Source organism: Sphingomonas sp., assembly GCF_965200135.1.
Taxonomy (GTDB): domain Bacteria; phylum Pseudomonadota; class Alphaproteobacteria; order Sphingomonadales; family Sphingomonadaceae; genus Sphingomonas.
In genome coordinates, this window is record NZ_CBDATK010000012.1 from 1 (window position 1) to 10977 (window position 10977).

The following is a 10977-nucleotide window of genomic DNA, read 5'->3' on the forward strand; positions in this document are numbered from 1 at the left end:
CGGCCCCATCCGCGTCGCGGGATCCATGCCGTCGCCGACCGGCAGCCGGGCGGTGCGCTCGGCGAACCCGCGCAGGAAGGCGTCGTAGATCGGCGCCTCGACATAGAAGCGCGTCGGCGAGACGCAGACCTGGCCTGCGTTCCTGAACTTCTGCGGCACGACCATGTCGAGACACTTGTCGAGGTCGCAATCGGCGAAGATCAGGACGGGCGCGTGACCGCCCAGCTCCATCGTCGTGCGCTTGACGCCCTCGGCGGCGAGCTTGAGCAGGTGCTTGCCGACCGGGACCGAGCCGGTGAAGCTGACCTTGCGGATGACGGGCGAGCCGATCAGGTGGCGGCTGACGAGGTCGGGGACGCCGAACACCAACTGCGCGACGTCGGCGGGCAGGCCGGCGTCGATCAGGCAGCGGAAGAAGGCGGAGGTGCAGGCGGGCGTCTCCTCCGGCGGCTTGGCGATCACCGAACAGCCCGCCGCCAGCGCCGGCGCCAGCTTCTTGGCGAGCAGATAGACCGGGAAGTTCCAGGGGGAGAGCGCCGCCACCGGGCCGATCGGCTGGCGGATGACGATCGAGCGCTGGCCGCTCGGGCGCACCAGCACGCGGCCATAGGCGCGCTTCGCCTCCTCGGCATACCAGTCGAACAGCTGCGCCGAGCCGACCACCTCCGCCTTGGCCTCGGCCAGGATCTTGCCCTGTTCGCGCGTCAGCAGCCGCCCGATCGCGTCGGCGCGCTCGCGCATCAGCGCGGCGGCGGCGTGGAGGACGGCGGCGCGCTCCTCGACCGCGGTCGCGCGCCACAGCGCGAAGCCGCGGTCCGCCGCCGCCAGCGCGGCGTCGAGGTCGGCGGGGGTGGCGAAGGGCACCTCGGCGATGGTGGCGCCGGTCGCGGGGTTGAACACGGGGCCGGTGTCGCGGCCTTCACCCGACTGCCACGCGCCGTCGACGAAGAGCTGGAGGTCGGGGTGGGTGTCGGTCATCGCGGGCTCCTCGGTGGCTACTGCCGCATAGAGCCGGACGCGAGTCGGAGCAAAGCCGCGCTGTCAGCCGACCGGCGCAGGCCAGCCCGCTGCGTCCCAGCTCAGCTCGGCGAGGCGCAGCGTCGGGCGCGCGGCGTGCGCGACGTCATAGGCGTGGTAGACGACGAGCGTCCGCGCGCCGTCCTGGAACAGCCCGCAATGGCCGGGACCGCGCCAATTGGTCGACCCCCACGGCCGCTCGGCGATCACGGCGGTGCCATAGCCCTCCATCATCGGCTTGCCGTCGCGGCCGACATACGGTCCGGTGATCGCGCGCGCGCGCCCGACCGCGACGTAATAGTTGCTCTGCTCCTTCTTGCAGCAATAGTCGTAGCTGGCGAAGAGATAGTACCAGCCGCCGCGCGGCAGGATGAAGGCGCCCTCGACGGGATTGTCGCCGCCGGTCGGCGCGGGGCGATAGGCGATCGAGTGAAGCGTGGCGCCGGGGTTGGGCTTGCCCGTCCGCCGATCGAGCGCGATCAGCTTGATGCCGCTCCAATAGCTGCCGAAGGCGAGCCAGTGGTTGCCGGCGAGGTCGACGACGAAATTGGCGTCGATGACGTTGTAGGTCCCGCCCGCGAACGACTCGACGACCAGGCCGTGATCGGTCCAGCCATAGCGCGGGTCGGCACGGTCGAGCGTCGGGCTGGTCGCGAATCCGGTCACCGAGCGCATCGAGCCGCCGGTCGAGACCGAGTAATAGAGCCGGAACACGCCGTCGACGAAATGGATGTCGGGTGCCCAGATCGCGCGCGCACCGGGGATCGCGCGCTGCGCCCAGGCGGGGACCGCGTCGAACGGCGAGCCGTTGTCGTGCCAGTCGTGGAGGTCGGTCGAGGTGCGCCAGCTCAAGCCGGGCTTGCCCGTCCAGCCGCCCGACCCGAATACGTGCCAGGTCGCGCCCTCGCGGATGATGACCGGATCGTGGAGCCCGTCGAGCCAGCCGGACAACTGATCGTTGAGCGACGGCTCCGCGCCCAGCACCGGACCGGCGAGCACCGCGCCCGCGCCGGCCAGCCCGATCGTCATCAGTGCGCGTCGATCGAGCATCAGTGTCGCGTCCCGCGCATCGGCAGGGTGGGCGCCGCGCCGCCGTCGGTCATCGCGATCGGGCGGATCGTGCCGTCGGCGGCATAGGCGACGCGATCGATCGCGACCTGTCGCTCGCCCTTGAGCGGCGCGGGGACGGGGCGCTGCTCCCAGCGGTGATAGACGATCAGCCACTCGCCGGCGGCCGTTCGGACGAAGCTGTGGTGCCCCGGCCCCTGATGCCGCGCGTCGCTGGTCAGGATCGCGCCGCGATAGGTCCATGGGCCGGTCGGCGATGGCGCGGTCGCGTAGTGGACGGAATAATCGGGGCCGTTCCAGTGACCGTGGCTGTACGACAGGTAATAGGTGCCGTTCCGCTCGTGCATGAACGCGCCCTCGGTGAACTGCGGCGGCGTGGCGACGGGCACCTCGCGCGCGATGCTGGTCATGTCTGGGTTGAGCTCCCACACGCGCAGCGTCGCGCCGGCACTGCCGCCCGCATAGAGATACGCCTTGCCCGAGCGCGGATCGACATAGGTCATCGGGTCGATCGCTTCGAAGCCGCGCCCGTTCACCACCAGCTGGCCGGTGACGAGCGGCTTGCCGCTGTCGCGATACGGGCCTTCCGGCCGATCGGCGACGGCGACGCCGATCCGGCTGGGCGTCGGGATCTGCGGGCCGACCGAGTAATAGAGATAGTATTTGCCGCCCACGGTCGCGACGCCGGGTGCCCAGAGGAAATGCTCGGGCGCGCCGTCGTCCCTGATCCACGCGATGTCGTCGCGGCGGATCAACGTGCCGCGCGGTCGCCACGTCTTCAGGTCGCGCGAGGAAAAGGCGCCGAACCGGTCGGCGGTCCAGCTGCCGCCGGGGCCGCCGGTGGGGAACACCCACAGCTCGCCGTCGATGAACATGGCATGCGGGTCGGCGCCCTGGAACTCCGGATTGCGCGCGCTGGCGACGCCGGCGAGCGTCAACGCCAGTGCGGCGAGGAGGCGGAGCTTCATGACGCGGGCTGCCCGTAATCGAGGACGAACACCGGGCCGATGTCCAGCACCTGACGGGCCGCGTCGATGTGGAGCGCGGCATTGAGCTGGCGGGGCGCATAGTCGCGGTCGGCAACGCCCTTCAGCTGATACATCTTCCACTCGGGCGAGAGGTCGAACGACTGTTCGAAGATCGTCCGGACCACCGGCGTCGCCTCCAGCTGGACGCGACCGATCCGGCCGGGCGCGCCGTTCTGCGTGCCGGTCGCGCGCGCCCAGAAGGCGATCACGATCTGGTCACCGCGCTTCACCGGCTTGAGCGTCGGGGTGATGACCCCGATCCGCCAGAAGTCGGCATGACCCGACAGCGTGAAGCGCATCGCCTTGCCGAACTGCACGCCGCCGTCGTTGCGGATCTGCGGCGGCAGGTTGAGGCCGTAGGGTGTCAGCGACGGCACGCGCGGATCGTTGATGATGCGATCCGCCATGCTGCCCGCCGACTGCGCCGCCACGGTCGGAACCGCAGGGGCGCTGGCGAGCAGGGCGACGGCGAGGAGCCTGATCCACATCGTCATGCGCTCCCGTTACAGCCGGAACCGGACGCCGAGCGAATAGCTGCGCTCGATATAGAACACCTGCCGCCGATAGACACCGCCGGTGTCGAAGGCGCGGTCGCGCTGGATCGGGTTGCCGAGGATGTTGGCGACGTCGAAGGCGATCGTGATGTTCGGCACCGGCGTCAGCGACAGCGACCCGTCGAGCTGGCCGCGGCCCTGCTCGATCGTCGGATGGGCGATCGGGTCGAACGCTTCGAACGAATAGAAGTTAACGAAATCCGACCGGTAATTGTAGGCGACGCGCCCCGAGAAGGTCGGACGCTCGTAGAGCGCGACGAGATTGCCGGCCCATTTCGAGACGCCCGGGAACCGCTGCCGTCCGCCACCATAACTCGCGGCGAAGTCGGGGATCAGGTCGCCCTTGCCGTCCAGATAGGTGCCGTTCGCCTGGATCCCGAAGCCCTTTGCCCACTCCGGCAGTCCGTTGATGTCGAGGAAGCTGGTGAACTGCACCTCCGCACCCTGGATCCTGGTGTTGCCGAGGTTCACCGGCCGCGCGATGCGCAACCCCGCCACCGAGCGGTCGTCGACCGTCGCCAGGAAGCCCTGCGCGTCGTGGCGGAAGATCGCCGCGGTGAACGAGCCGGTGCGCGAGAAATAATATTCCAGGCTGGCGTCGTAATTGTCGGAGGTGAGCGGATCCAGGTTGGGGTTGCCGGCGGACCCACCGCGCCGCAGCCGCTCTATGCAGTCGGGTGTCGTTGGGGTGGTCAGGCACGGATCGCCCGGCGCGAGAGTCACCGGCTGGCCCAGCGACGTGTTCGGGCGCAGGTCGAAGAAGTTCGGCCGGGTGCGCGTCTGGGTGTAGGCGAGACGAAGCTGCAGCTTGTCGGTGAACGCGATCCGCGCGCTCGCGTTAGGCAAATAGTCGGTATATTCGCTGGAGGCGGTAATCGCCGGGAAGGTCGCCGCTCCACCGGTGGCCTCGATGCGCGAGAAGCCGCTGATCCGCGTCTTGGTCTTGACCGCGCGCAGCCCGACGACGCCGTCGACGACGATGTTGCCGAGGTCGAAGCCGTACTTCACCTGCGCGTAGGCGGCGTAGGACTTCTCGTTGGCGCGGAAATTGTCGGTCGGGTTGAAGACGGGCTGGCCCGCCGGCTCGATGAAGAAGCTGCGAAGCGCGGGCAGATTGTTTCGAATGCTGTCGCGGGTCAGCGCAGCAAAGGCGACGTTAGGTTGCGCGTCGTTGTAGGTGAAGCCGGGCAGGCTGGTCCTGACCACCGCACCGGGCAGGGACGTTAGCGGAATCCTCTGGTCCTCGAAGAAGATCGGTGGGGTGGTGGGCGTGCCAGGCACCGCGACATTGTTGTAGATGTTACCGAAGTCGCGCGCCGCGTCGCGGTCGCTATAACGGATGCCGACCTGCACGCGCTTCAGGAAGCCCATGTCGAGGTCGTAGGACAGGTCTGTTCGCGCCTGCCAATCCTTGCCGCTCACCACCGTCAGTTCTTGGTATAGACCGCGGGCGACGAAGTTTGCGGGATCGGTGATGTCGAAGTTGACGAACCGCTGCGACGGCCCGCCGTCCTGCGGCACGTCGAACTGGACGTTGCGGACCGGCGAGCTGGCCGCCGCGTAGTCGACGTTGACCAGGTCGGCGGTATAGGTGCTGTCCGTATAGGCGACGTCGGCCGAGATCTGCAGCCGGTCGCGCGTCCAGATCGCGCCGGCACCGCCCTGATAGGTGTCGGTCTTGCCGTTGAACGAGCCGGTATAGCCGTCGGGCCGCACCGCGCCGCTGACGGTGGCGGAGGCGATCTGGTTGGTATTGGGGATCGTCGTCACGTTCGACAGCGTGATGCCGCCGAAGATCGGGATGAACATCCAGCGGTTATAGTCCTTGGACCGGAAGCCCTGGTACAGCCCGTCCGCATAGATCTCGAGCTCGGGGGTCGGCCGCCACTGGAAGGCGGCGTTGGCCGACGGGCGATAACGCGCGCCGTAGCCGAGGAAGTTGCCCTGCGCGTCGGGGAAGCGCAGCCCCGCCGCGACGCCGGGCGCGTTGCCGGCGTTCGTGGTGGCGATCACCACCGACTGCTCGCGGCTGGAATCGAGGAAGTTGATGCCGACATAGGAGACGTTGAGCAGCAGCCCCATCTCGCCGATCCCGGTGTTCCAGCGGTCGCTGATGAGCAAATTGCCGTTGGGCACGATCTTCTCGGACTGCTGCGACAGCACGCCGTTGGCGGAGCCCGACAGCTCGAAGCCCTGGAAGTCGAACGGCTTGCGCCCGCGCACGTTGACCGAGCCGGCGATGCCGCCCTCGATCTGGTTGGCGAGGCCCGACTTGTAGACCTCCAGCGCGGCGACGGTGCCGGCGGGGAAGTCCTGGATCTGGACGTAGCGGCCTTCGGCGGTGAAGATCTGGCGACCGTTATAGGTGGTGGTCAGGTCGGGCAGGCCGCGCACGGTGACGCCCGCCGCCTCGCCGCCGCCGCGCGTCACGTTGACGCCGGCGACCCGCTGCAACGCGGAGGACGCGAAGGTGTCGGGGAGCTTGCCGATGTCCTGGGCGACGATGGCGTCGACGATGCCGTCGGACGTGCGCTTGATCTGCTGCGCCGATTCGAGACTGCGGCGCAGGCCGGTGACGACGACGTCGCCGTCGGCCGTACCTTCGTCCTGCGTCGCCGCGGCGGGCGAGGCCGGATTGACGCTCTGATCCGACGCCGCATCCGGCTTGGGTGCCTCGCGTGCGGTTTGAGCGTAAGCGGGCGACACAGCCGTCAGCGCCAGAGTCGCGACCGACGTGCACAACAGTGCTTTAACCTTCATCATCATCCCCTCCCTGCCGACCGTCGGTATTCCGAGCGGTGCGCGGTGTTAGAGCCCGACCCCGATGTCGGACGATACGAACATTTGCCGCTATATTTTGCTCTAGCTTGCTTGTAAACCTTGTCCGACAAATAGCTGAGGCTAGTTGCCTTATACCGTATACCAATTGCCGGTATGACTAGTCTGCGGTCGTGGGGAGAGATTTGATGAAGAACTTGTATGCGGCGCTGATGGCCGCGACCGTGCTGGCTGCGGCGCCTGCCGATGCGCGTCCTCGCTGGACGGAAGCGCAGGCGAATGCCTGGTATGCGCGCCAACCCTGGCTGGTCGGGTCGAACTATACGCCCGCGACCGCGATCAATCAGCTGGAGATGTGGCAGACCGCGACCTGGGACCCGCAGCGGATCGATTACGAGCTTGGCCTCGCGCAGGGGATCGGCATGAACACGATGCGGGTGTTCCTGCACGATCAGCTGTGGACGCAGGACCCGGAGGGTTTCAAGCGCCGGATCGGCGAGTTCCTGACGATGGCGCAGCGGCACGGCATCAAGCCGCTGTTCGTGCTGTTCGACAGCTGCTGGGACCCCGATCCGAAGCTGGGGCCGCAGCACCCGCCGATCCCCGGTGTCCACAATTCCGGCTGGGTGCAGTCGCCGGGCCTGCCGGGCCTGCGCGATCGCACCCGCTATCCGGGCTACAAGGCCTATGTGCAGGGCGTGATCGGCGCCTTCGCGACCGACGACCGCATCCTCGGCTGGGACCTGTGGAACGAGCCCGACAACGGCGCCGACCAGTATCGGGGCCAAGAAGGCAAGGAGCCGTTGACGCGGGCGCTGCTGGCGCAGGTGTTCGACTGGGCACGGGACGCCGATCCCGGCCAGCCGGTGACCTCGGGCGTGTGGCTGGGCGACGACTGGACGCCCGGCGGCAAGGGCTCGCCGATGGAGAAGCTGCAGCTGGCGCAGTCGGACGTCATCACCTTCCACGACTATAGCTGGCCGGAGACGTTCGAGGCCCGCATCAAGCAGCTGCTGCCCTATGGCCGGCCGGTGATCTGCACGGAGTATATGGCGCGCGGCAACGGCTCGACCTTCGACGGGTCGCTGCCGATCGCCAAGCGCTACAATGTCGGCGCGATGAACTGGGGCTTCGTCGACGGCCGGACGCAGACGCGGCTGCCCTGGGACAGCTGGCAGAAACCGTATGTCCTGAGTGAGCCGACGATCTGGTTCCACGAGGTGTTCCGCAACGACGGCACTCCCTATCGCCGCGCCGAGACCGACCTGATCCGACGGCTGAGCGCTGCGCCGAAGGGGGTCGTCCCGATGGCGGAGCCGGTCGCCCTGCCGCCGCGCCGCCGGCGTTCGTAATCGCCGGTGGTGACGGCGTGCGTTGCCACCGGGGCGGGTTACGGATATTGTCGGACTTATGACTGATACCATGATCGAAGAGCCCCAGGTCGAAACCCATGGCGTGAGCGATGTCGATGCCGCCTGCGCCGCGGCGCACGGCGCGTTCGACGCCTATCGCGCCACCGAGGCGGAGGCCCGCGCGTCATTCCTGGAGGCGATCGGCGAGGAGATCGTCGCGCTCGGCGACGCGCTGATCGAGACCGCGTGTCGTGAGAGCGGGCTGCCGCGCGGGCGGATCGAGGGCGAGCGCGGGCGCACCGTCGGGCAGCTCGGGCTGTTCGCGGGCGTGCTGCGGCGTGGCGGCTGGATGGGGCTGCGGATCGACTCCGCCATGCCCGACCGTGCGCCGCTGCCCCGTCCCGACCTTAGGCTGCGTGCCGTGCCGCTGGGGCCGGTGGCGGTGTTCGGCGCGTCGAACTTCCCGCTCGCCTTTTCCACCGCCGGTGGCGACACCGCCTCGGCGCTGGCGGCGGGTTGCCCCGTCGTCGTCCGCCAGCATCCGGCGCACCCGGAGACCGGCGCGATGGTGGCGAGCGCGATCCGCGCGGCCGCCGAGCGCTGCGACATGCCGGCCGGCGTGTTCGGCGAGCTGAGCGGGCCGGGCAACGCGCTGGGCGCGGCGCTGGTCGCCGATCCGCGCATCGCGGCGGTCGGCTTCACCGGCTCGCGCGCGGGCGGGCTGGCGCTGACGAAGATCGCGCAGGAGCGTGACGTCCCGATCCCGGTCTATGCGGAGATGTCGAGCATCAATCCCGTCATCCTCTGCCCGGAGGCGCTGCGCGCCCGCGGCGCGGCGCTGGGCACGGCGTTCGTCGGCTCGCTGACGATGGGCGCGGGGCAGTTCTGCACCAACCCCGGCCTGGTCGTCGCGATCGAGGGCGAGGGGCTCGACGCGTTCGTCGACGCGGCCGGTGCGGCGCTGGCGCAGGCGGCGGCGCAGCCGATGCTGACGCCGGGTATCCACGCCGCCTATGAGGCCGGCGTCGCCGCTCTCGACGGCCACGCACAGGTCGATCTGGTCGCGCGCGGCCAGGTCGGCGAGGGCGTCGCGCAGAACCAGGCGGCGTTCTTCCGCACCGACGCGCAGGCGTTCCTGGCCGATGCGGCGCTGGGACACGAGGTGTTCGGCGCCGCCTCGCTGCTGGTCGTCTGCCGCGACGAGGCCGAGCTGGTCGCGGTGCTCGCCGCCGCCGAAGGTCAGCTGACCGCTACCTTGCAGATGGATGCCGGCGACACCGCGCTCGCGGCGCGGCTGGTGCCGCTGTTGGAGCTGAAGGCCGGGCGCATCCTCGCCAACGGTTGGCCGACCGGGGTCGAGGTGGCGCATGCGATGGTCCATGGCGGGCCGTTCCCCGCCACGTCGGACGGGCGCACCACCTCGGTCGGCAGCCTGGCGATCGACCGCTTCCTGCGGCCCGTGTCGTACCAGAACCTGTCGCCCGAGCTGTTGCCGGCGGTGCTGCGCGACGGCGGCCAGAACGGCGCGCCGGTGCTGATCGACGGCGTCCAGCATTGATGATCCGCGCGAGCGCAACGGCGCCGCGCATGGGAGAGGAAGAGATGATGGACCTTCGTAACGGCGGTCGCCGCAGGTCGTGGCTGAAGGCATCGCTCGGGGCCGTTGCCGCGTTGCTGGCGATCGGCGCGCCCGCCGTGGCGCAGGAGCGCGCGGACACGCAGGTCGTGGTCCACGCCGATACGCCCGGCCCGACCTATGACCGGCGCATCTTCACCCAGTTCGCCGAGCATCTGGGCACCGGTATCTATGGCGGGCTGTGGGTGGGCGAGCGGTCGGGCATTCCCAACACGCGCGGCTTCCGCAACGACGTCACGGGTGCGCTGCGGCGGCTGGGCGTGCCGGTGATCCGCTGGCCGGGCGGCTGCTTCGCCGACGAATACCACTGGCGCGAGGGAATCGGCGCGCGCGGCAGCCGGCCGGTCAAGATCAACACGCATTGGGGCGGCGTGACCGAGCCGAATGCGGTCGGGACGCACGAGTTCTTCGACCTGGTCGAGCAGATCGGCGCGGAGGCCTATGTCGCGGGCAATGTCGGCAACGGCACGCCGCAGGAGATGGCGGAGTGGGTCGAGTACATGACCTCGCCCGCCGGCAGCCTGGCCGACGAGCGCGCGCGCAACGGCCACCGCGCACCGTGGAAGGTGCCGTATTTCGGCGTCGGCAACGAGCTGTGGGGCTGTGGCGGCAACATGCGCGCCGAATACGCCGCCGACGTGACGCGCCGCTACGCGACCTTCATCAAGGCGCCCGCCGGCACGCGTATCATGAAGATCGCGTCCGGCGCGAACGTCGACGACTATAACTGGACCGAGACGATGGTGCGCGAGGCCGCGGGCCAGATCGACGGCATGTCGCTCCATTACTACACCGTGCCCGGCGGTTGGCCGCCGCGCGCGTCGGCGACGCAGTTCGACGAGGCCGGGTGGGCGGAGACGCTGGCCGAGACGCTGCGGATGGACGACCTCATCACCCGTCACACCGCGATCATGGACAAATACGATCCGGCCAAGCGCGTCTGGCTGGCGGTCGACGAATGGGGCACCTGGTATGCGGGGGATCCCGGCACCAATCCCGGCTTCCTGCGTCAGCAGAACACGTTGCGCGATGCGCTGGTGGCGGCGATCAACCTCAACATCTTCGCCAAGCATGCCGATCGGGTGAAGCTGACCGCGATCGCGCAGATGGTCAACGTGCTGCAGGCGATGGTGCTGACCGACGGCGCGAAGATGGTGCTGACGCCGACCTACCACGTCTTCATGATGTACAAGCCGTACATGGACGGCACCGTGCTGCCGATCGACGTCAGGTCGCCCTGGTACAACAAGGACCGCTGGACGATGCCTGCGGTCAGCGCGTCGGCGGTGCGCGGCAAGGACGGCGTGGTGCGGGTGGCGCTCAGCAACCTCGACCCGAACCGTGCGAACCGCGTGTCGGCGACGCTGATGGGCGTGAACGCGACCGCCGTGACGGGTCAGGTGCTGACGGCGGAGCGGATGAACGCGCTCAACAGCTTCGATGCGCCGAACACGGTGGTGCCGCGCGCGTTCGGCGGGGCGAGCATCGCCGGCGGCACGCTGACCGTCGAGCTGCCGCCGAAGTCGGTGGTGATGCTGGAGCTG

At 69.2% G+C, this 10977-nt stretch carries 8 protein-coding genes; 3 read left to right on the forward strand and 5 right to left on the reverse strand.

Annotated features, from left to right (window positions below; translation table 11 throughout):
- The 5 genes from ACOFKS_RS13580 to ACOFKS_RS13600 all read right to left on the reverse strand — a co-directional run.
- Positions 1 to 978: aldehyde dehydrogenase family protein (locus ACOFKS_RS13580; RefSeq protein WP_419809794.1), on the reverse strand; the 978-nt coding region annotated here is incomplete at its 3' end.
- A 63-nt stretch (positions 979 to 1041) separates the two neighbouring features.
- Positions 1042 to 2067 carry an arabinan endo-1,5-alpha-L-arabinosidase gene (locus ACOFKS_RS13585; RefSeq protein ID WP_419809795.1) on the reverse strand — a complete coding sequence of 342 codons (1026 nt, stop codon included), beginning with the start codon at positions 2065 to 2067 and terminating at the stop codon, positions 1042 to 1044.
- On the reverse strand, positions 2067 to 3053 hold the full coding sequence (locus tag ACOFKS_RS13590) for a family 43 glycosylhydrolase (protein WP_419809796.1): 987 nt from the start codon (positions 3051 to 3053) through the stop codon (positions 2067 to 2069). Before ACOFKS_RS13590 ends, ACOFKS_RS13585 begins: the two co-directional genes overlap by 1 nt.
- Positions 3050 to 3607, reverse strand: a complete 558-nt coding sequence (locus ACOFKS_RS13595; protein ID WP_419809797.1) for a hypothetical protein — start codon at positions 3605 to 3607, stop codon at positions 3050 to 3052. Before ACOFKS_RS13595 ends, ACOFKS_RS13590 begins: the two co-directional genes overlap by 4 nt.
- 9 nt (positions 3608 to 3616) lie before the next feature.
- On the reverse strand, positions 3617 to 6430 hold the full coding sequence (locus ACOFKS_RS13600) for a TonB-dependent receptor (RefSeq protein ID WP_419809798.1): 2814 nt from the start codon (positions 6428 to 6430) through the stop codon (positions 3617 to 3619).
- A 203-nt stretch (positions 6431 to 6633) separates the two neighbouring features.
- Between ACOFKS_RS13600 and ACOFKS_RS13605 the strand changes: the two genes are divergently transcribed.
- The 3 genes from ACOFKS_RS13605 to ACOFKS_RS13615 all read left to right on the forward strand — a co-directional run.
- Complete coding sequence (locus ACOFKS_RS13605) at positions 6634 to 7797, forward strand: 1,4-beta-xylanase (protein WP_419809799.1); 1164 nt, start codon at positions 6634 to 6636, stop codon at positions 7795 to 7797.
- A 70-nt stretch (positions 7798 to 7867) separates the two neighbouring features.
- Positions 7868 to 9355 carry an aldehyde dehydrogenase (NADP(+)) gene (locus ACOFKS_RS13610; RefSeq protein WP_419809800.1) on the forward strand — a complete coding sequence of 496 codons (1488 nt, stop codon included), beginning with the start codon at positions 7868 to 7870 and terminating at the stop codon, positions 9353 to 9355.
- Between the two features lie 47 nt (positions 9356 to 9402).
- Positions 9403 to 10977: alpha-N-arabinofuranosidase (locus ACOFKS_RS13615; protein WP_419809801.1), on the forward strand; the 1575-nt coding region annotated here is incomplete at its 3' end.